This window comes from Flavivirga eckloniae, from assembly GCF_002886045.1.
Lineage (GTDB): Bacteria > Bacteroidota > Bacteroidia > Flavobacteriales > Flavobacteriaceae > Flavivirga > Flavivirga eckloniae.
In genome coordinates this window covers 4,163,528-4,183,332 of the sequence record NZ_CP025791.1, presented here as the reverse complement: position 1 = coordinate 4,183,332, position 19,805 = coordinate 4,163,528, and the positions used below count along the sequence as shown (strand labels likewise).

The following is a 19,805-nucleotide window of genomic DNA, read 5'->3' as shown; positions in this document are numbered from 1 at the left end:
ATTGCTTTTTCCAACTTTTGTTTAGTAAAGCTATTAAAAATCCATATTGTTTGGAAATTTTAACACTAACAAATACGTTACAGCTTAATAAAGCGATCTTACATTCCCTCAAAGTTAAGACACCTTTAATTATTGCTTTTATTATAGTCGTAATTATAAATGTTGTATGAGGAAGATAATTAATTTAATTATATGTTTATTTATGTCGATTGGTTTTTCCCAAACCAATGATGTGGATAGCCTCGCCCTAGAATTAGCTTACCAAACCCAAGATACTTTAAAAATAGAAACTTCTATTAAGCTTATTAAGTCACTTTACGATATAAATGATTATGATAGAGCTTTAAAGTACATCATTGAAAGTGAAAAACTCTCTAATAATTTAAACTATAATAAAGGTATAGCAGAAATCACCTTTTATAAAGCATTAATTTATGCAAAAAAAGATGATTATATAAATGCTGTTAGTGGCTACGAAAAGTCTAAAGCTTTATTTTATCAATTAGAGGACACACTTGGTGTTGCCAAGGTAAATAACAGCATTGGTTTAATTGAAATTAAACGAGGAAATTATGCCAAAGGCTTACAATTCTCGCTTGCAGCCATTAAAGAGTTAGAGAAAAGAGACTTATTAAATGATCTGCGATTGGCTTATAGCAACTTGGCTGATGCTTATTATAATATTAATGCCTCTGATAAAGCTATAGAGTTTTACTTAAAAGCTCTAGAAGTTCAGGAACAATTAAAAGACTCTAAAGGCACCAATCGATCTAATAGTCAGTTAGCAGAATTATATTCCTTTAAGAAGGAACATAGAAAAGCCATAGAATATTACGAAAAAGTTCTGGCTAACAAAAAAACAATTAACGATTCTATTCGTGGACGTGTTTATCCTAAATTAGGTGGTGAGTATTTGAAGTTTAATGACTACGACAATGCTGCTAAATATTTGGTTAGAGGTTTAAGACTTAACAGGCGTGGCCGTTATAATGAAGGCTTATTGACTGCTTTAAATAATCTGGGCGATTTAAATTTACAACAAGGAAAATTAATCTTAGCTGAAAAACAATTGCTTGAGGCTGGTGCTTTGGCGAAAAGAATCGATAATAAAACAGAATTACTCAAGCATTATAGATTAATGAAGTCGTTAGATTCTATTAAAAAACGATTTGATAGAGCTTTTGTTTGGCAGCGACAGTATTACGATTTAAAGGACAAGCTTAATAAGGAGGCTGTTAAAATAAGCCTAGAAGAAGAAAAACCTGTAGAACTAGAACTGAATCCGAATTTTGACAAGCCTGCTGTTAATAATGAAGTAGCCACTACTCCTAAAACAGAGCCAATTAAAAACAAGGAAGAGTTCGACAGGTTTAAGATAATATTTTATGCTTTACTGGCTGCTCTTGCTATTGTATCTACGTTTTTGGTGCTTATCTACCTTAAACGTAATAATAATATTAAGTACACTCAAGAGTTAGAAGAAAAGAATATTAAAATTGAACTACAAAACGTAGCTTTTCAAGAGCAAACCAAACATCTTGAAAATGTTAATAATGTAAAGGACAAACTATTTTCAATTGTTTCCCACGATTTAAAAGACTCTCTTTCTTCTATTAATGGTTTTATAGATTTACTTAAAGACGGTTCTTTATCCAGAGAAGAGTTTGATAATTTAATTCCTGAATTAAGTGAAAATGCAAATAATGCATCGTTATTATTGTTTAATTTATTAAACTGGTCTAAGTCTCAAATGCAGTCCTTAGAACCAAAACCAAGCTTGTTTGACATTCAGGAAGTTTTTGAAGACAAGGTTAAACTTGTTGAACAGCGTATGGAAAGTAAAGGCATTAGTTTAGTTGATCATTCTTTACGAGACTTTGCTTATGCCGATAGAAGTATGTTTGAAATCGTTGTACAGAACTTACTCGCTAATGCTTTAAAATTCTGTAAAAGTGGTGATACGATTACTATTTCGAACCATATTAGTAACGGAAGCTGTATTGTAAGTATCGCAGATACAGGTATTGGTATTTCTAAACAAAATCTGGAAAAACTGTTTAAAAGCAGCTCGTTTACAACCGTTGGTACCAACAATGAAAAAGGTACCGGTTTAGGACTTTCTATCTGTAAGGAACTAATAGAATTAAATAACGGTAAAATCTGGGTAGAAAGCACCCAAGGTGTAGGTAGTACATTCTATGTACAATTACCTAAATCTAGACCTAATGGCGATTAAGTATACTAAGCTTTAGGCAAAAATACTTCAGCCATCATACAACGTGCGCTACCCCCGCCACAAGCTTCTATAGTATTTAAAGAACTGGACAATATTTTAGTATGTTTTTCTAATCGCTCTATTTGAGATGCTGTTAAAGAATCGTAGGCTGCTTGACTCATAATTAAATAACCTTCGTCGTTGGCTCCTTTTACTTGCAACATGTTACCTGCAAAATTATTAACCTGTGCTTCGGTAATATCTATAACTTCCTTGTTCGTTTCCTTTAAATTGGCTATGACGTTTTTGCGTTCTTTTTTATCGTCAATACTACTTAAACAAATAACCGCAAAGGTTTCTCCCAAACACATCATAACATTGGTATGATATATCGCTTTGCGTTCACCGTTAACTGTTTGGTTAGAAGTGAATACAACCGGGGTATATTCAAAATCTTCACAAAATTCTATAAACAAATCTTCATCTGCCCTTGGCGACAATGCGCAATACGCTTTTCTGTTTACACGATCCAGTATCACACTTCCCGTTCCTTCAAGAAATACCTTTTCTTCCTCAGCACTGGTATAATCTACAATATCATTTATTAGAAACCCTTTTTCTTCTAAATTATCTAAAATATCTTCTCGCCGCTCCAACCGTCTGTTTTCTGCAAACATCGGGTATATACCAACATTACCATTTTCGTGAAACGATATCCAATTATTTGGAAAAATAGAATCTGGAGTATCTGTATCGTCGGTATCATTTACAACTACAACATTAACACCTATCGCTCTTAGTTTTTCAACATATGCATCAAATTCTTGCTGTGCTTTGACGTTAACCGTTTCAGGCAATAGATTATCTATTACTTTTTGATAATAATTATTTACAGCTGTTTGCTCATTCATCCTAAAGTTTATAGGACGAACCATCAATATGGTATTGGTTGTTTGTTGCATCTTGTCTTAAATAAAATGCAAAATTATACTATTAAACTGTAATTATATTATGTTTTCTTCAAAAAAAAGGTTAAAAGTTGCTTATTCTAAGAAACTCCAAAATGCTACTATAATTAAGCCACGGATTTCACAAATTTACACAGATAGATTCATCGGTATGATAAAGATCTCTTGTGGCTAATCATTGCAACGAATCAGACTTTCAGTCTGTCTTATATCCAGACAGATTTGAAGTCTATTATATTTTATAAGTCTTATTTACAAATTAATAAACACTATTTACTTAATAATAAACAAACTAATAAAGAAGATAATTCATTTGAATTTGTGAAATTAGCACCTCCGCTTATAGTGTTATTATTTAAAATTAACCGCTTTCAGTCGATCCTTAACAACATCTTTTATTTTGGGAAGCACCTTTTTCATAATAAATGGTGGATAAGCGTCGTTTCCTGCTTTCTTAATTTCTTCGAAAGCATGTTTCATATAGGTAGTATGCACTATAGTACCTATGTTAATTTTGCTCATCCCCATATTTATTGATTTTTGAATATCTACATCAGGAATTCCTGTTCCCCCATGTAAAACCAAAGGTGCTGGAATTGCCTCTGCTATTTCCTGTAATCTATCGAAATGTATTTTAGGTTCGGTTGGCGTAAATCCGTGTGCAGTACCAATACCTACAGCAACTATATCTACACCAGTTGTCTCAAATAATTGCTTAACTTCATCTACATCTGCCAAAAAATCATTATCGGATTTCACAACCACATCACGTCCCATTATCTTTCCTATTTCGGCTTCTACAACAACACCAGCAGAAGCCGCATAATCAACTACCTGTTTTGTCATTTTTATATTCTCTTTTAAGGATACTTGAGACCCGTCAATCATAACAGAATCGTAACCTGAATCTATCGCTCTTTTACACAAATCTACAGATGTACTATGATCTAGGTGAAGATAAATATCGTTCTTGAATCCTTTTTTAAAGCCATCTACCAGAGAACGAAAAACCTCTGTAGTGTTAAGCTCTGCTACTGGCGGATAGGTCATAACCATAACATGGGTATCCATCTCATCTGAAGCTTCCACCACTGCCCTTAAATCGTAATTATCATTAACATTAAAAGATGGCAAGCAGCGTTGGGTAGCTCTATAATCAATGAATAATTCTTTAAGACTTTTATAGTCTTCATTGTAAATCGTCTTTACGTTATTTTTAATTGCTGTGTCCATACAAATGATCTTTACTTATTTCTATTTCAATATTGTCTATTCCTAACCAATGATTTAATTCATTTAAATCTTTTTGTAAATATCCGCGACCAATAATCCAATGGTGATCTAAACCATTATTTAACACGGTACTTAAAATATCTCCTGCTGAATTTTTCCTCGGCTCTACTTCGGCATAGCTTCCTCTAAATGCCATTTCTGAAGGTAAAATATCACCTTCCCATGCCATAACTCGTGATGCATCTGGATACTGATACTTTGCAATTGTTACAGAACCTTGCTTGTGTAAAAACTCTAACAACATCCCCATACTACTATCTACATCAAAATTTTCTAAGATACTGTGGTTTCTTACTTCGTACCCTGTAGCACTATTAATAAGCTTTGTAGGTGCACCTCCACAATGCCAGAAGCCTATTCGGTTATTGCTTTTATTGATTAATGACAAATCCACCAATGTAGGGATGGCTTCTTCAAAGCTTATTTGATTCATTAAAATCATGGTTAGTAAAGCTCCCATATCAGACTCATCGGCCACAGGTATTCCTAAGTCCTGCACTAAAGCCCCTGCTCCATCACCTGCTATTCCATAATGATCGAAAAGCTCGGGCCAGTTTTTAAGCCCTATTCCCAAATAGTCATTTAAACGTGCGTAGTCTGCCATAGCTAGAGACAATCGGATGGATTTATCTATTTGCTGATCGGTTACATTATTAAATTTACACAACGGATGATTAAGCAGCTCTTTCCTTATCTCTTGAATTGTTGAGTCCTTAAACTTCTTTCCATGTTGCCAAATAGTATCAAAATCAATTCGGTCTATTTTTATTCCAAACCTATTTAATAGTGAAAGTTCGTTTAACTCACAGTCATAAAAACCCGGAACTCTAAATCCGCCAACCATGCCTACCGATTTTTGATTGATCGAGGCTTTTACGTAAACCGATTTAGCGAACTTTAAAATGTTACTGCTAAACTCGTTATCTTCGGGCGATTCAAAAAGCCACGAATATTTTACACCGCATGAGTTTAAAATATTCAATAGAAAGTTTTGTCCACACAATCTATTATTAGACAATCTTCCTCCTGTTTCTTCATCGTGAGACCAGCTTAATATTGGAATTTTGTTTTGATTTAACCAGCGTGCCAATGTGGCCGCCAGGTCTCCGGCTATAAATGAGGCTTGGTATATAATAATACCATCAATACCCTGTGCTTGCATGTCTTTAAGCCATGTAAAAATAGCCTCTTTGGTTTGAATAGGTTCTTCTGAGGCTATTAATTGAAAACGCTCTTTGGGAAGCACCTTAGCTAAACCTGATTTGGCTCTACTATAATTTTTTAAAATTGATTGCCAATCGAAATGTTCTTCAAGACCTATACCTACCAATGCCATTTTAGCTATATAATTAGGTTTTTTAGGCGTAATAACTTTTTCGAACAAGTGGCTTACAATACCTTCTTTAATGGATAATTCTTTTAGCAACTCCATAATATTTTCTATTTATCTTTTATAAACAATGGACAGTTTTCTTCCATAAAACTTTTATTAGGCAGATAGGTTCTGCCTCCATAATGCTGTGCTACCTGTGAAGCGTAATAACTTGCATAGAGCATCCTGTCTGTTAAACTAAACTCTTGTAGTAAAGCAGATGCGTATGCCGCATGAAACGAATCGCCGCAGCCTGTAGTATCAACAACTTTTACTTTAAATGCTGGTTGGTGAACCAACTCACCATTTTGTAAGGCATAAGCACCATTAGCACCATCTGTAATAACAACCTGCGCTTTTGTTATTTCTGAAACATCTTTTAGCGCTTCGATTGTATTTTCTTTTCCCGATATACTTTTTGCTGCCTCAAGAGGAAGAATAGCATCTGTACATAATGCTAACATTTCTTTCATGATATGCTTTTCTGCTACTTCCATATCCAACACACTTTTTATTCCAAATCTGTGTGCCAATCTTAATAGGTGCAAGTTTATCTCGGTGTCATAACCGTCTACCAGGATTAAATCGAAATCCTTCACGATGTTTTCATCAATATCTTCTGGAGAAAATGGAATATATGATTCTGTTGAATACAGAACGGTACGTTCTCCAGCGTCATCAATTTGAACAACGGCAATCGCTGGAGATGCTTGTTCTTTGAATACAAAAAGATCGTCTTTAACACCATGTTTGGTAAGCTCTTCTTTAGCAACCATACTTAAGGGGTTATTACCGAAATACCCCAAAAACGATACATCATGCCCCAATCTTGCTATGGCACAAGCAGCATTGCCAGCCGGGGCACCTCCCTGTAATAAAATCTTTTCGCAAGGGTTTTTCCCGCCTTGGTTTATATTAAGTGGCGTAGATACTAATACATCTACCACATTCAATCCACTACACAAAACTCTCATAACTTAACTATTTAAGTCAAATTTATAGCAAAAAAATTCCCATTTTAAGTCCTAATTATGACAAAATATGTACTATATTGTCCAATAAATATTTATATCGTATGAAACCTCAATTAGAACTAATTCCACACGAAATTGATGGTTCCATTCATGCTTTTATTTATGAGAATGATCGTTTTGATGCGCCTTGGCACTATCACAAAGACTATGAACTTACTTATATTATAAAAAGTAGCGGTATTAGATATGCAGGAAACAGTATAGACCATTTTGTTCCTGGAGATTTAGTATTTATTGGAGAAAATGTACCGCATTGCTGGAAAAACGAAAAAGGATATTCTAACGGCGTAAAATCTGCTTGTGTACAATGGGATAGTAGCGTATTAGATAAGTTTATAAGTTCTAATATTGAGTTAAAATCTATTTACAATTTATTGGAAGCTTCAAAGTTTGGTGTTAAGTATACCAACATGGTATTTAATGAAGCTATTTGTAAAAAGCTTGAAAGGTTATGTGGTTCGAAACCCGCAAAGAAGATTATTGATTTATTAGATATTTTACTGGAACTAGCCAATTGTAATGATAAAGAACTTTTATCGTTAGTGGGGACTCGTTATAAATTCTCAGAAAAATCAGATTCGAGAACTATGTCTATTTTGAATTATATTGATGAAAAGTATCAGGAAAGAATCACTATTCAAGATATGGCAGATCTTACTTTTATGACCCGAAGTGCTTTTTGTAAATACTTTAAGAAACAATTTAGCAGGTCTTTTACCAATTATCTTAATGAATTTAGAATACGTAAAGTCTGCTTGTTATTACAAGACACCGATAGTAAACTACTTGATTTAGCTTATAGCTGTGGTTATGAGAATATGTCCTTCTTTCACAGACAATTCAAGAAATACCTGGCAATGACTCCAACTGAATACAGAAAAAAACTTTAAAATATTTTTTTTATGGGGTTTCTAGCACTTAACTATTAATCGCGAATTAAAGGCATGGTTGAACAACGCAATAAACCTTCTTGCTTAGCAATTTCAGCATAAGGTACTTCTTCAACTGTAAAGCCTTTTTCCCGTAACCATTTGTTTAATCGTGTAAAGTTCTTTTCTGAAATTATTACATCTTCAGATATTGAAAAGACATTACTATACATTTGGTACATTTCATCTTTAGTAATTTCAAAAATGTTTTCTTCCCCAAAATAATCGACTAACCATTCGTACTCGCGTTCTATTAAAAATCCATTCTTATGGAGTATGGCTTTATCTTTTCCAATAGGCTGGAAACAACAGTCTAAGTGCAACGCATTCTCTTTTGCGTTTGTGTTGGATTTCCTAAGTTCAAAGGATTTTACAATCTTATTAGGAAATAGTTCTTGAATGGCTATAACGGCATCCATATTTGTGCGTGCGGTAATGATATCTGGGTAATCCTCGCCAGAATAAGTTCCAATAAAAATATAGTCATTCCATGGCATTACATCGCCTCCTTCTACATGACACTCTTCTGGCAATATAATTCTCTTTTCTTTTTCTACCTGATCCCAAACATGTTTTATAGCCATGACCTCCGCTTCTCTATTGGGTAAAATATTGGCTCTAATTATCTTGTCTTCGATTACAAAAGCTATGTCTCTGGAAAATATCTGATTACAATCTTTAATAACCTCTGGCCTATAAACGGTAACGTTATATTTTTCAAAAATCTTAGCAACAGCTTCCATTTCAAGAATCATATCGGCTTCTTTTGGGTAAGTACCTGCCAATACATGCTCTATACTTTTTGGATCGTAACACTCTTCTACTTTTGGTGTTGGACCATTACTTTGAGCTGTACCCAATACAACTGCTCTTAATCTTGATGTTTCGTTTTTAACGCTTAATTCTAACATAGGATACCTTTAAAAGATATTTCATTATTTGAGGACGCAAAACTAGTAATAATTAAAGACTTTTTGAATTATTCTAAAAAATATTACTCTTAAAAAAGAAAAGCTTCATAAAAGTATTATGAAGCTTAACAATATTACAAAAAGTAATAAATTTATCTTTCCTCAACTGGTATAAACTTTCTTTCAGTTTCACCAATATAAACTTGTCGCGGTCTTCCAATTGGCTCTTTACGTAAACGCATTTCTCTCCATTGTGCTATCCAGCCTGGTAAACGTCCTAAAGCAAACATTACTGTAAACATATCTGTTGGTATTCCCATAGCTCTGTAAATAATACCTGAGTAAAAATCTACGTTCGGGTAAAGTCTTCTGTCTACAAAGTATTGATCTTCTAGAGCTTCTTTTTCAAGTCCTTTTGCTATATCTAAAATAGGGTCTTCTACTCCTAAATCAGCTAAAACTTCATCCGCTGCCTTTTTAATGATTTTGGCACGAGGATCGAAATTTTTATATACTCGGTGTCCAAAGCCCATTAAACGGAATGGGTCGCTTTTATCTTTCGCTTTGGCCATATATTTTTTAGTATCGCCATCATCTGCTTTTATAGCTTCTAACATCTCTAAAACAGCTTGGTTAGCACCACCATGTAATGGCCCCCACAATGCTGAAATACCAGCAGAAAGCGATGCAAATAATCCTGCATGCGACGAACCAACAATTCTTACTGTTGATGTTGAACAATTTTGCTCATGATCTGCATGTAGTATTAAAAGTTTATCTAAGGCATCAACCAGAATTTTGTTTTGCTTATATTCACCATTAGGCTTTCTGAACATCATTTTTAAAATGTTCTCTACATACCCTATCTCATTATCGCCATAATCAAGAGGTAAACCTTCTTTCTTACGGAAAGTCCATGCTACTAGTACCGGGAATTTACCCAAAATTCGTACTACAGACTTATACATAGCTTCTTCAGAATTTACATTAACCGAAGAAGGGTTAAACGATGTTAAAGCACTTGTTAAAGAAGCTATAACCCCCATAGGGTGGGCTGCTTTAGGAAAAGCATCAACAATCTTTTTTATATCCTCATCAACTATCGATTCTGCTCTAATATCGTCATGAAATTTATCGTTTTGCTCTTTAGTAGGTAACTCTCCAAAAATTAAAAGGTAAGCTACTTCTAAAAAATCGGCTTTTTCGGCTAGTTCCTCAATAGAATAACCTCTATATCTTAAAATACCTTTTTCTCCATCTAAAAATGTAATAGCACTTTCGCAAGAACCAGTATTTTTATATCCTGGGTCTAAAGTTATTACACCTCTCGTAGCACTTCTAAGTTTTGAAACATCAATTGCGGATTCATTTTCCGTTCCTTTGATTACTGGCAATTCGGTCTTCTGACCATCTATTTCTATCGTAGCAGTTTTAACCATGTATTTGAATAATTTTTATTTATGAAGTCAGTTGCTAATTTACGAAATATCCCCCTATTTAAGAAGGAAGTACCCAAAGGTTTTTATAATTGCTATATTGCTAAAATTGATACCAAAAAAAAAGCGATTATTAAAAAATAATAATCGCTTTTTTTATAAATTCTAATGGTACTATTTTACCTTGAATGCTTTTTCTTGAGGGAAATAAGCAACGGCTCCTAACTCTTCTTCTATACGAAGTAATTGATTGTATTTAGCCATACGATCACTACGAGATGCTGAACCTGTTTTTATTTGACCACAGTTTAACGCTACAGCTAAATCTGCTATGGTATTATCTTCTGTTTCTCCAGAACGGTGAGACATTACAGAGGTATATCCTGCATTATGCGCCATATTTACGGCTGCAATAGTTTCTGTTAATGTTCCAATCTGATTTACTTTTATAAGTATTGAATTTGCAATACCATTCTCAATACCACGAGATAAACGCTCTACATTGGTTACATATAAATCGTCACCTACCAACTGTACTTTATCTCCAACTTTTTCGGTTAAGGTTTTCCATCCGTCCCAGTCGTTTTCATCCATTCCATCTTCAATAGAAATAATTGGGTACTTAGCACATAATTCTTCTAAGTACTCTGCTTGCTCTTGAGATGTTCTCACCACACCTTTATCTCCTTCAAAAATAGTGTAATCGTACTTACCATCTTTATAAAACTCTGCTGAAGCACAATCTAAAGCTATCTTCACTTCATCACCAAACTTATAACCTGCATTTTCTACCGCTTTACCAATAGTTTCAATAGCATCTTCTGTTCCATCTAAAGTAGGAGCAAATCCACCTTCATCACCAACTGCTGTACTTAAATTTCTATCGTGTAATACTTTTTTAAGATTATGGAAAATTTCTGTACCCATTTGCATAGCATGTGTAAAGCTTTTAGCTTTTACCGGCATAACCATAAACTCTTGAAATGCGATAGGTGCATCACTATGAGATCCTCCATTAATAATATTCATCATTGGTAATGGTAATGTATTACCAGAAACTCCTCCAACATAACGATATAATGGTAATCCTAATTCTCCAGCAGCTGCTTTTGCTACGGCAAGAGAAACTCCCAAAATAGCATTAGCTCCTAATTTTGATTTATTTGGAGTCCCATCTAAATCAATCATCATCTTATCGATTAGGTTTTGTTCGAATACAGATACTCCTAATAATTCTTTAGAGATAATAGAGTTTACATTATCTACAGCTTTAGAAACACCTTTCCCCATATAGGCACTGCCTCCATCACGTAATTCAACAGCTTCATGCTCTCCAGTTGATGCACCAGACGGTACAGCAGCTCTTCCTAATACATCATTTTCTGTTACTACATCTACTTCAACTGTAGGGTTCCCTCTTGAATCAAGAATTTGTCTTGCGTGGATATTAATTATAATACTCATAATTAGTTATTTTTAAACTTTTATTGCTTCAAATTTACGGCTAAATCTTCTTTATTTTAAGATGTTTTTGAAGAAATACTCAAAACTACATCTACAACGTTTTAGTAAAATAAAGGAACTTTTCGGCATCTTGTTTTCATCAACCTAAAGTTCTCAATATGAACTAAAATCATCAAACTATTGCGTTATAAATAAGCCTCAAAAAAAATGTGCTTTTTTGAGGCTTATTTCGTTATTTTATTTTTTGATATTCTCAATGAATTGATCGAAAAGGTATTCTGAATCGTGCGGTCCAGGACTTGCTTCGGGATGATATTGCACTGAAAAACAATTTTTGTTTTTCATGGCTAAACCAGCAACGGTGTCATCGTTTAGATGCAAGTGTGTTACTTGTAAATCCGGATTCGCTTCTGCTTCTTCTCTATTTACTGCAAACCCATGGTTTTGAGATGTAATTTCACCTTTTCCTGTTATCAGGTTTTTCACAGGGTGATTAATACCTCTATGTCCATTATGCATCTTATAGGTGGAAATTCCATTCGCTCTGGCAATAACCTGATGTCCTAAACAAATACCAAATAAAGGTAAATCTCTTTTTATAATTTCCTTTGCTAAAGCTTGTGCTTCTACCAATGGTTCCGGATCTCCAGGGCCATTAGACAAAAAGTATCCATCTGGTTTAAATGCTTCTAAATCCTCGAATTTAGAATTATAAGGAAACACTTTTATATAAGCGTCTCTTTTTGCTATATTTCTTAAGATATTCTTCTTAATTCCTATGTCTAAAGCTGCTACTTTATACGTTGCATTTTCATCTCCATAATAGTAAGGTTCTTTAGTAGACACTTTTGATGCTAACTCTAAACCTTCCATATTAGGTACTTCTGCTAATTGCTTCTTAAGACCTTCAATGTTATCAACTTCTGTAGAGATTAAGGCATTCATCGCTCCATTATCTCTAATATAGCTTACTAAGGCACGCGTATCAACATCTGAAATAGCCAACAGGTTATTTTTATCTAAAAACTCTTCCAATGAGCCTTCAGAATCTACTCGTGAATACTCATAACTGAAATTTTTACAAATTAACCCTGCAATTTTAATGGAATCCGACTCTACTTCATCGGCATTCGTTCCATAATTACCAATATGAGCATTTGTTGTTACCATTAATTGCCCGTAGTAAGATGGGTCTGTAAAAATCTCTTGGTAACCAGTCATACCTGTATTAAAACAAACTTCGCCAAAAGAAGTTCCTTGCTTGTTTCCAACAGCTTTACCGTAAAAAATAGTACCATCTGCTAGAAGAATGATGGCTTTTTGTCTTTTTTGATATTTCATATTTTTCAAAAGTTTAGCAAAATTGCATAAAAAAAAGGATAAACTAAAATAGTTTATCCTTAATATTTCAAATGCTTATTAACATTTATTCTTCCTCTTCGTTTGTTGCTTTAGTCTCAACGGCCGGAGCAGCAGCTGGCTTGGCACCACCTCTTCTACTTCTTCTTGTTGTTTTCTTAGCTTTCTGCTTGCCAGCGTTGTAAATTTCGTTGTAATCTACAAGCTCTATCATAGCCATATCTGCATTATCTCCTAAACGATTACCAAGCTTAATAATTCTTGTGTAACCTCCTGGACGATCTGCAACTTTAGCTGCTACATCTCTAAATAATTCTGCAACTGCTTCTTTTTGTCTAAGACGAGACATTACAATACGTCTGTTGTGAGTCGTGTCTTCCTTAGATTTTGTAATCATAGGCTCAACAAATTGCTTTAAAGCTTTTGCTTTGGCAACCGTTGTATTAATACGCTTGTGTTCTATTAAAGAACAAGCCATATTAGCTAACATTGATTTTCTGTGAGCTGTTTTTCTACCTAAATGATTGAATTTTTTTCCGTGTCTCATGACATTTGTTTTAAACCTTTATCTTGCTACTACCCATTATTGAGGAGCAAACTATAAAGGAGTTATTTTTTGATTTATGATTCTTGATTTACGATTTTTGATTTGAGAAATTTGACCCTTTTTAATACGTCATTCTAAAATCTAAAATTGTTAGTCTTTATCTAATTTATATTTGCTTAAATCCATTCCGAAATTTAATCCTTTAACGTTTACTAGTTCTTCTAGTTCTGTTAAAGACTTCTTACCGAAGTTTCTGAATTTCATTAAATCGTTTTTGTTGAATGATACTAAATCTCCTAAAGTATCAACTTCTGCAGCTTTTAAACAGTTAAGCGCACGTACAGATAAATCCATATCGATTAACTTAGTTTTAAGCAACTGTCTCATATGTAATGATTCCTCATCGTATGTTTCAGTTTGTGCAATTTCATCAGCTTCTAAAGTGATACGCTCATCAGAGAATAACATGAAGTGGTGAATTAACGTTTTAGCTGCTTCTGTTAAGGCATCTTGTGGTGTAATTGAACCATCTGTAATAATCTCAAAAACTAATTTTTCGTAATCGGTTTTTTGCTCTACACGATAGTTCTCAATACTATACTTAACATTCTTTATTGGTGTGTATATTGAATCTGTAAAGATCGTTCCTATTGGTGCAGCAGCTTTCTTATTTTCTTCTGCAGGAACATAACCTCTACCTTTTTCAATAGTAATTTCCAAATTAAAATTAACCTTAGGATCTAAGTTACAGATAACTAATTCTGTATTTAATACTTGGAATCCTGAAATGAATTTTTGAAAATCCCCAGCTGTAATTCTGTCTTGACCAGAAATTGAAATCGAGATTGATTCATTATCAATATCATCAATTTGTCTTTTAAAACGTACTTGTTTTAAATTCAAAATGATTTCTGTAACATCTTCAACTACCCCAGCAATTGCAGAAAACTCATGATCTACACCTTCAATTCTAACTGATGTGATTGCAAATCCTTCTAAAGAAGAAAGTAAAACTCTTCTTAGAGCGTTTCCTACTGTTAATCCATAACCAGGTTCTAAAGGGCGAAATTCGAATTTGCCTTCAAAATCTGTTGAATCAATCATGATTACTTTGTCGGGCTTCTGAAAATTAAATACTGCCATATTGTTCTTCGTTTTAATTGTTATTTGGTTGCGCGATCTAAAAGTTTGAAGAAGACTAATAAATCCTTTGGCCAAATACCAATGTGATTAATTTATTATTTAGAATATAATTCGACGATGAATTGTTCGTTTATGTTTTCTGGAATTTGAATTCTAGCAGGAACAGAAACATAAGTTCCTTGCTTAGTATCATCATTCCAAGTAATCCACTCATATACGTGGCTTGAGTTCGATAAAGATCTCGCAATAGCCTCAAGTGATTTTGATTTTTCTCTTACAGCAACAACATCTCCTGCTTTTAATTGATAAGAAGGTATATTTACCAACTCTCCATTTACAGTAATGTGTCTGTGAGATACTAATTGTCTTGCACCACTTCTAGAAGGGGAAATTCCCATTCTGTATACTACGTTGTCTAATCTAGACTCACATAGTTGTAATAAAACTTCACCGGTAATACCTTGTGCAGCTCTTGCTTTTTTAAACAATCCTCTAAATTGACGCTCTAAAATACCGTAAGTATATTTAGCTTTTTGTTTTTCCATTAACTGGATTGCGTATTCAGATTTTTTTCCACGTCTTCTGTTGTTTCCGTGTTGACCTGGAGGGTAATTTCTTTTTTCAAAAGACTTATCGTCTCCGAATATAGCTTCACCGAATTTACGAGCTATTTTTGTTTTAGGACCAGTATATCTTGCCATCTTAAATTTGTTTGTGAGAGTGATTATGAATTAAGGTCTTAATCTTATCCTTCGATAACCTTTTGATCTCTCGTTTGATACTTGTTATTAATTTTTCAGTTTGCAAATTTATGCAAAAAATTAATACCATCTGAGATTCAGATGATATTAATTTTATCTACGATTATTTACCCTTCAACTTAGTTCCGGGAAGTTCTCAATTTATTATCAAAAAAATTGCAAACTTAATATCGTTATTTGTTAAACTCTTCTACGTTTTGGAGGGCGACATCCATTATGTGGTAATGGTGTAACATCAATAATTTCTGTTACTTCTATACCGGCATTGTGGATAGAACGAATAGCAGATTCTCTACCATTTCCAGGTCCTTTAACATAAACCTTTACTTTCTTTAGGCCTGCTTCTTGTGCTACAGATGCAGCATCTTCAGCGGCTAATTGAGCAGCGTAAGGTGTGTTTTTCTTAGAACCTCTAAATCCCATCTTACCAGCAGAAGACCATGAAATTACGTCTCCTTTTTTATTGGTAAGTGAAATAATAATGTTATTGAAAGAAGCGGTAACATGTGCTTCACCAATAGAATCTACAATAACTTTACGTTTTTTTGTACTTGTTTTTGCCATATCTTCTTAGTTTCTAGTTGTTAGTTGTTAGTATTAGAATCCTAAACTTTTACATTTCAAACAGATTCCATCTAACGACTAAATACTAATGACTTTTATTTTATTTAGTTGCTTTTTTCTTGTTAGCAACAGTCTTTCTTCTACCTTTTCTAGTTCTGGAGTTATTTTTAGTACGTTGACCTCTTAATGGAAGACCAGATCTATGACGAATACCTCTGTAACATCCAATATCCATTAATCGCTTAATGTTCAATTGAGTTTCAGAACGTAATTCACCTTCGATTGTAAATGTTCCAACAGCTTCACGAATACCACTAATTTGGTCGTCGTTCCAATCTTGAACTTTAATACTCTCGTCAACCTTAGCCGCTGCTAAAATTTCTTTTGCTCTACTTCTACCTATTCCATAGATATAAGTTAAAGAGATTACTCCTCTTTTGTTTTTTGGTATGTCTACACCTGCAATTCTTGCCATAATTACCCTTGTCTTTGTTTAAATCTAGGATTCTTTTTGTTTATAACGTAAAGTCTACCTTTTCTTCGTACGATTTTACAATCTGCACTTCTTTTTTTAAGTGATGCTCTTACTTTCATAATAATTCAATATTCAATATTCTAAATTCAAGGTTCAACTCTAAAATTTTAAACTCTGAATTTTGAACTTTTTAGTACCTATAAGTTATTCGAGCCTTAGTTAAATCGTAAGGACTCATTTCTAATTTCACTTTATCTCCTGGTAACAACTTAATATAATGCATACGCATTTTACCAGAAATATGTGCCGTCACAATGTGACCATTTTCTAATTCAACACGAAACATCGCATTAGATAATGCCTCTATAATTGTTCCGTCTTGTTCTATTGCTGCCTGTTTTGCCATAGTATATAATATTAAGCGCTAGCTTTTCTATTTTTACCAGTTTTCATCAAGCCATCATAATGTCTATTTAACAAATATGAATTTACTTGCTGCATAGTGTCAATTGCAACTCCAACCATGATCAATAATGAGGTTCCTCCGAAGAACAATGCCCAACCTTGTTGTACATCCATAAGTTTAACAATAAACGCTGGGAACACAGCAATTAATGCCAAAAATATAGATCCTGGTAAAGTTATCTGAGACATTATCTTATCTAGATATTCTGATGTTTCAGAACCTGGACGAATGCCAGGAATAAAACCACCACTACGCTTTAAATCATCAGCCATTTTATTTGTTGGTACAGTAATCGCTGTATAGAAATATGTAAATACTATGATTAATAAAGCGAATACTACGTTGTACCAAAAACCAAACATACTTGCAGGACCAAGGTTAGTAACTAACCAAGCTCCAACAGTTGAATCTTTTAATAGATCTGTACCTCCTATCATACCCGGCACAAACATAATAGCTTGAGCAAATATAATAGGCATTACTCCAGAGGCATTAAGCCTTAATGGAATATATTGTCTTGAACCAGCCATGGCGCTCTTTTCATAACCACCAGAAGCTGTTCTTCTTGCATATTGTACTGCTATTTTTCTAACCGCCATAACAAGCATAATCGTAACTAGAATAATAACAAACCAAATAACCAATTCGAAAAGGATAAGCATAACGTTATTACCTTCTAATCTGGTAGCTGCATTTTGAATAAACGATTGCGGTAATGTTGCAATAATACCTACCATGATCAATAAAGAAATTCCATTACCTATACCTTTATCTGTAATCTTTTCTCCTAACCACATGGCAAAAATACAGCCTGTAACCAGGATACTTACAGATGAAAAATAGAATAGAGGTCCCGTTCCTAATAAAAAGGCACTTTGAGGCACACCCAAACTAGGTAAACTTGCTAAATAACCAGGTGCTTGTAATAAACAAATTGCAATTGTTAACCAACGTGTAATCTGAGTAACTTTCTTTTGTCCACTGGCTCCTTCTTTTTGCAGTTTTTGCAAATAAGGAATAGCTATACCCATTAATTGTACTACAATAGAAGCAGAAATGTAAGGCATAATACCTAAGGCAAACACAGATGCTCTAGAAAAAGCTCCTCCAGTAAACTGGCTAAGTAATCCTAACAAACCTGTGCTAGTTTTGTCTCCTAATGCTGCTAATTGTGCAGCATCAACTCCTGGTAATGTTACCTGGGTTCCGAAACGATATACTAATAACAGACCTAGTGTAACTATGATTCTGTTTCTTAGTTCCTCAATTTTCCAAACATTTTTTAACGATTCTATAAACTTCATACTTTTAATATGGTCTTATAATGTTATTGCTTCTCCGCCTGCTGCTTCAATAGCTGCTTTTGCTGAAGCTGTAAATTTATGTGCAGATACTTTTAATTTTGCTTTCAATTCACCTCTACCCAAAATCTTAACTAAATCATTCTTTCCAGCTAAACGATTAGAGTATAACGTATCAAAATCTACGGTATCTTTTATTTTCTTATCATCAACCAATTGTTGTAAAGTATCTAAATTAACACCTTGATATTCAACACGGTTTATATTAGTAAAACCAAATTTAGGAACACGTCTTTGAATCGGCATTTGACCACCTTCAAATCCTAGTTTCTTAGAATAACCAGAACGAGATTTAGCTCCTTTGTGACCACGTGTAGCAGTACCACCTTTTCCAGAACCTTGTCCTCTACCTATTCTCTTCCCTTGATTTTTTACTGAACCTTCTGCAGGTTTTAAATTACTTAAATCCATTTTCAGTTTTATATTATTTTGCTTCTTCAACAGAAACTAAATGTGAAACTTTAGCAATCATACCAAGAATATTTGGTGTTGCTTCATGCTCTTTTACTTGACCAATCTTTTTAAGACCTAAAGCTTCTAAAGTTCTTTTTTGTCTTTGTGTACGATTGATTGCGCTTTTAACTTTTTTTACTTTAATTTTTGCCATCTCTGTCTCTTATTAAGCGTTAAAAACCTTTTCAAGTGAAATACCTCTATCTCTAGCAATTACATTGGCGTCTCTTAATTGTAATAACGCATCAAAAGTTGCTTTTACAACGTTGTGAGGGTTTGAAGATCCTTGAGATTTTGATAGTACATCATGTACTCCAACAGCCTCAAGAACTGTTCTAACAGCTCCACCAGCAATAACTCCGGTACCAGGAGCAGCAGGAATAATATTTACTCTTGCTCCACCGTATTTACCTTTTTGTTCGTGTGGTAATGTTCCTTTTATAATAGGAATTCTAACTAGGTTTTTCTTAGCATCCTCAACTGCTTTTGCTATTGCACTAGCTACATCTTTAGATTTACCTAAACCTTGTCCTACAACACCTGCTTCGTCACCAACTACAACAATTGCTGAAAAACCAAACGCTCTACCACCTTTTGTTACTTTAGTAACTCTTTGTACACCAACCAAACGATCCTTAAGATCTAATCCACCTGGTTTTACTAACTCTGCACTTTTATATTTTTGAAACATAATATTCTAGAATTTAAGTCCTGCTTCTCTAGCTCCTTCAGCTAATGATTTTACTCTACCGTGATATAAATAACCACCTCTATCGAATGCGATTGTTTCTACACCTGCTTTTAAAGCTTTCTCACCAAGTGCTTTTCCTACTAGGGCAGCAATTTCTGATTTAGTGCCTTTTGCAGAACTAATATCTTTATCTCTTGAAGATGCTGCACTGATTGTTTTACCAGTTACGTCATCTACAATTTGAGCATAAATTTCTTTATTACTTCTAAAAACAGCCAATCTTGGTCTAGCTTCTGTACCAGAAACAACCTTACGGATTCTGTTTTTAATTCTTAGTCTTCTTTGATTCTTTGTTAATGCCAT

General features: G+C 33.9%; 22 protein-coding genes. 2 read left to right on the top strand and 20 right to left on the bottom strand.

The genetic code is table 11. From position 1 onward, the window contains the following. Positions 1 to 202 precede the first annotated feature (202 nt). Entirely contained in the window at positions 203 to 2,236 is a 2,034-nt protein-coding gene (locus C1H87_RS17365; RefSeq protein ID WP_233783191.1) for a tetratricopeptide repeat-containing sensor histidine kinase, read from the top strand. Positions 2,237 to 2,241: 5 nt separating this feature from the next. Here C1H87_RS17365 and ctlX read toward each other — a convergent pair whose 3' ends face one another. The 4 genes from ctlX to C1H87_RS17345 form a co-directional block, all read right to left on the bottom strand. Next, positions 2,242 to 3,177, bottom strand: a complete 936-nt coding sequence (gene ctlX / locus C1H87_RS17360; RefSeq protein ID WP_102757027.1) for a citrulline utilization hydrolase CtlX — start codon at positions 3,175 to 3,177, stop codon at positions 2,242 to 2,244. A 357-nt stretch (positions 3,178 to 3,534) separates the two neighbouring features. After that, positions 3,535 to 4,416, bottom strand: coding sequence for a class II fructose-bisphosphate aldolase (locus C1H87_RS17355; RefSeq protein WP_102757026.1), 882 nt, complete (start codon positions 4,414 to 4,416; stop codon positions 3,535 to 3,537). Next, on the bottom strand, positions 4,400 to 5,908 hold the full coding sequence (locus tag C1H87_RS17350; RefSeq protein ID WP_102757025.1) for an L-fucose/L-arabinose isomerase family protein: 1,509 nt from the start codon (positions 5,906 to 5,908) through the stop codon (positions 4,400 to 4,402). The genes C1H87_RS17355 and C1H87_RS17350 overlap by 17 nt, the downstream gene beginning before the upstream one ends. Before the next feature lie 8 nt (positions 5,909 to 5,916). After that, positions 5,917 to 6,822 carry a carbohydrate kinase family protein gene (locus C1H87_RS17345; RefSeq protein ID WP_102757024.1) on the bottom strand — a complete coding sequence of 302 codons (906 nt, stop codon included), beginning with the start codon at positions 6,820 to 6,822 and terminating at the stop codon, positions 5,917 to 5,919. Positions 6,823 to 6,923: 101 nt separating this feature from the next. Here C1H87_RS17345 and C1H87_RS17340 point away from each other — a divergent pair, with 101 nt between their 5' ends. After that, entirely contained in the window at positions 6,924 to 7,772 is an 849-nt protein-coding gene (locus C1H87_RS17340; RefSeq protein ID WP_102757023.1) for an AraC family transcriptional regulator, read from the top strand. A 35-nt stretch (positions 7,773 to 7,807) separates the two neighbouring features. On the opposite strand, the gene C1H87_RS17335 is transcribed toward C1H87_RS17340, so the two are convergent. From C1H87_RS17335 to rplR, 16 genes are all read right to left on the bottom strand, one after another. Beyond that, positions 7,808 to 8,722 carry a dimethylarginine dimethylaminohydrolase family protein gene (locus tag C1H87_RS17335; protein ID WP_102757022.1) on the bottom strand — a complete coding sequence of 305 codons (915 nt, stop codon included), beginning with the start codon at positions 8,720 to 8,722 and terminating at the stop codon, positions 7,808 to 7,810. A 152-nt stretch (positions 8,723 to 8,874) separates the two neighbouring features. Further along, the gene (locus tag C1H87_RS17330; protein ID WP_102757021.1) at positions 8,875 to 10,161 is read right to left on the bottom strand and encodes a citrate synthase; all 1,287 of its coding nucleotides are present in this window, start codon (positions 10,159 to 10,161) and stop codon (positions 8,875 to 8,877) included. A 171-nt stretch (positions 10,162 to 10,332) separates the two neighbouring features. After that, positions 10,333 to 11,622, bottom strand: coding sequence for a phosphopyruvate hydratase (gene eno / locus C1H87_RS17325; RefSeq protein WP_102757020.1), 1,290 nt, complete (start codon positions 11,620 to 11,622; stop codon positions 10,333 to 10,335). A gap of 237 nt (positions 11,623 to 11,859) precedes the next feature. Beyond that, positions 11,860 to 12,963, bottom strand: a complete 1,104-nt coding sequence (carA, locus tag C1H87_RS17320) for a glutamine-hydrolyzing carbamoyl-phosphate synthase small subunit (RefSeq protein WP_102757019.1) — start codon at positions 12,961 to 12,963, stop codon at positions 11,860 to 11,862. A gap of 85 nt (positions 12,964 to 13,048) precedes the next feature. Beyond that, positions 13,049 to 13,528 carry a 50S ribosomal protein L17 gene (rplQ, locus tag C1H87_RS17315; protein WP_102757018.1) on the bottom strand — a complete coding sequence of 160 codons (480 nt, stop codon included), beginning with the start codon at positions 13,526 to 13,528 and terminating at the stop codon, positions 13,049 to 13,051. A 150-nt stretch (positions 13,529 to 13,678) separates the two neighbouring features. Continuing rightward, positions 13,679 to 14,671, bottom strand: coding sequence for a DNA-directed RNA polymerase subunit alpha (locus C1H87_RS17310; protein WP_102758311.1), 993 nt, complete (start codon positions 14,669 to 14,671; stop codon positions 13,679 to 13,681). 95 nt (positions 14,672 to 14,766) lie between these two features. After that, complete coding sequence (gene rpsD / locus C1H87_RS17305) at positions 14,767 to 15,372, bottom strand: 30S ribosomal protein S4 (RefSeq protein WP_102757017.1); 606 nt, start codon at positions 15,370 to 15,372, stop codon at positions 14,767 to 14,769. A 240-nt stretch (positions 15,373 to 15,612) separates the two neighbouring features. Next, positions 15,613 to 15,996, bottom strand: a complete 384-nt coding sequence (gene rpsK / locus C1H87_RS17300) for a 30S ribosomal protein S11 (RefSeq protein ID WP_102757016.1) — start codon at positions 15,994 to 15,996, stop codon at positions 15,613 to 15,615. A gap of 100 nt (positions 15,997 to 16,096) precedes the next feature. Further along, positions 16,097 to 16,471, bottom strand: coding sequence for a 30S ribosomal protein S13 (gene rpsM / locus C1H87_RS17295; protein ID WP_102757015.1), 375 nt, complete (start codon positions 16,469 to 16,471; stop codon positions 16,097 to 16,099). A 2-nt stretch (positions 16,472 to 16,473) separates the two neighbouring features. Beyond that, positions 16,474 to 16,590: a type B 50S ribosomal protein L36 gene (gene ykgO, locus C1H87_RS17290; protein WP_010181906.1), complete on the bottom strand. Its 117-nt coding sequence runs from the start codon at positions 16,588 to 16,590 to the stop codon at positions 16,474 to 16,476. Between the two features lie 71 nt (positions 16,591 to 16,661). Beyond that, the gene (infA, locus tag C1H87_RS17285; RefSeq protein WP_007094967.1) at positions 16,662 to 16,877 is read right to left on the bottom strand and encodes a translation initiation factor IF-1; all 216 of its coding nucleotides are present in this window, start codon (positions 16,875 to 16,877) and stop codon (positions 16,662 to 16,664) included. An 11-nt stretch (positions 16,878 to 16,888) separates the two neighbouring features. After that, complete coding sequence (gene secY, locus C1H87_RS17280; protein ID WP_102757014.1) at positions 16,889 to 18,241, bottom strand: preprotein translocase subunit SecY; 1,353 nt, start codon at positions 18,239 to 18,241, stop codon at positions 16,889 to 16,891. A 15-nt stretch (positions 18,242 to 18,256) separates the two neighbouring features. Continuing rightward, positions 18,257 to 18,709, bottom strand: coding sequence for a 50S ribosomal protein L15 (rplO, locus tag C1H87_RS17275; protein WP_102757013.1), 453 nt, complete (start codon positions 18,707 to 18,709; stop codon positions 18,257 to 18,259). 13 nt (positions 18,710 to 18,722) lie between these two features. Further along, positions 18,723 to 18,905 (bottom strand): 50S ribosomal protein L30, encoded by a 183-nt coding sequence (gene rpmD / locus C1H87_RS17270; protein WP_102757012.1) that lies wholly within the window; start codon positions 18,903 to 18,905, stop codon positions 18,723 to 18,725. Positions 18,906 to 18,917: 12 nt separating this feature from the next. After that, positions 18,918 to 19,442 carry a 30S ribosomal protein S5 gene (gene rpsE, locus C1H87_RS17265; RefSeq protein WP_102757011.1) on the bottom strand — a complete coding sequence of 175 codons (525 nt, stop codon included), beginning with the start codon at positions 19,440 to 19,442 and terminating at the stop codon, positions 18,918 to 18,920. Between the two features lie 6 nt (positions 19,443 to 19,448). After that, entirely contained in the window at positions 19,449 to 19,805 is a 357-nt protein-coding gene (gene rplR, locus C1H87_RS17260) for a 50S ribosomal protein L18 (protein ID WP_102757010.1), read from the bottom strand.

What these genes read in the sequence shown, in the direction of transcription:
- carA (WP_102757019.1), bottom strand. Translation starts at nt 12,963, where the DNA reads ATGAAATATCAAAAAAGACAAAAAGCCATCATTCTTCTAGCAGATGGT.
- C1H87_RS17330 (WP_102757021.1), bottom strand. Translation starts at nt 10,161, where the DNA reads ATGGTTAAAACTGCTACGATAGAAATAGATGGTCAGAAGACCGAATTG.
- C1H87_RS17355 (WP_102757026.1), bottom strand. Translation starts at nt 4,416, where the DNA reads ATGGACACAGCAATTAAAAATAACGTAAAGACGATTTACAATGAAGAC.
- C1H87_RS17310 (WP_102758311.1), bottom strand. Translation starts at nt 14,671, where the DNA reads ATGGCAGTATTTAATTTTCAGAAGCCCGACAAAGTAATCATGATTGAT.
- rplQ (WP_102757018.1), bottom strand. Translation starts at nt 13,528, where the DNA reads ATGAGACACGGAAAAAAATTCAATCATTTAGGTAGAAAAACAGCTCAC.
- rpsD (WP_102757017.1), bottom strand. Translation starts at nt 15,372, where the DNA reads ATGGCAAGATATACTGGTCCTAAAACAAAAATAGCTCGTAAATTCGGT.
- ykgO (WP_010181906.1), bottom strand. Translation starts at nt 16,590, where the DNA reads ATGAAAGTAAGAGCATCACTTAAAAAAAGAAGTGCAGATTGTAAAATC.
- rpsM (WP_102757015.1), bottom strand. Translation starts at nt 16,471, where the DNA reads ATGGCAAGAATTGCAGGTGTAGACATACCAAAAAACAAAAGAGGAGTA.
- rplR (WP_102757010.1), bottom strand. Translation starts at nt 19,805, where the DNA reads ATGGCATTAACAAAGAATCAAAGAAGACTAAGAATTAAAAACAGAATC.
- rpmD (WP_102757012.1), bottom strand. Translation starts at nt 18,905, where the DNA reads ATGGCAAAAATTAAAGTAAAAAAAGTTAAAAGCGCAATCAATCGTACA.
- C1H87_RS17345 (WP_102757024.1), bottom strand. Translation starts at nt 6,822, where the DNA reads ATGAGAGTTTTGTGTAGTGGATTGAATGTGGTAGATGTATTAGTATCT.
- C1H87_RS17350 (WP_102757025.1), bottom strand. Translation starts at nt 5,908, where the DNA reads ATGGAGTTGCTAAAAGAATTATCCATTAAAGAAGGTATTGTAAGCCAC.
- rplO (WP_102757013.1), bottom strand. Translation starts at nt 18,709, where the DNA reads ATGGATTTAAGTAATTTAAAACCTGCAGAAGGTTCAGTAAAAAATCAA.
- ctlX (WP_102757027.1), bottom strand. Translation starts at nt 3,177, where the DNA reads ATGCAACAAACAACCAATACCATATTGATGGTTCGTCCTATAAACTTT.
- C1H87_RS17340 (WP_102757023.1), top strand. Translation starts at nt 6,924, where the DNA reads ATGAAACCTCAATTAGAACTAATTCCACACGAAATTGATGGTTCCATT.
- C1H87_RS17335 (WP_102757022.1), bottom strand. Translation starts at nt 8,722, where the DNA reads ATGTTAGAATTAAGCGTTAAAAACGAAACATCAAGATTAAGAGCAGTT.
- C1H87_RS17365 (WP_233783191.1), top strand. Translation starts at nt 203, where the DNA reads ATGTCGATTGGTTTTTCCCAAACCAATGATGTGGATAGCCTCGCCCTA.
- eno (WP_102757020.1), bottom strand. Translation starts at nt 11,622, where the DNA reads ATGAGTATTATAATTAATATCCACGCAAGACAAATTCTTGATTCAAGA.
- rpsE (WP_102757011.1), bottom strand. Translation starts at nt 19,442, where the DNA reads ATGTTTCAAAAATATAAAAGTGCAGAGTTAGTAAAACCAGGTGGATTA.
- secY (WP_102757014.1), bottom strand. Translation starts at nt 18,241, where the DNA reads ATGAAGTTTATAGAATCGTTAAAAAATGTTTGGAAAATTGAGGAACTA.
- rpsK (WP_102757016.1), bottom strand. Translation starts at nt 15,996, where the DNA reads ATGGCAAAAACAAGTACAAAAAAACGTAAAGTTATTGTAGATTCTATT.
- infA (WP_007094967.1), bottom strand. Translation starts at nt 16,877, where the DNA reads ATGGCAAAACAGGCAGCAATAGAACAAGACGGAACAATTATAGAGGCA.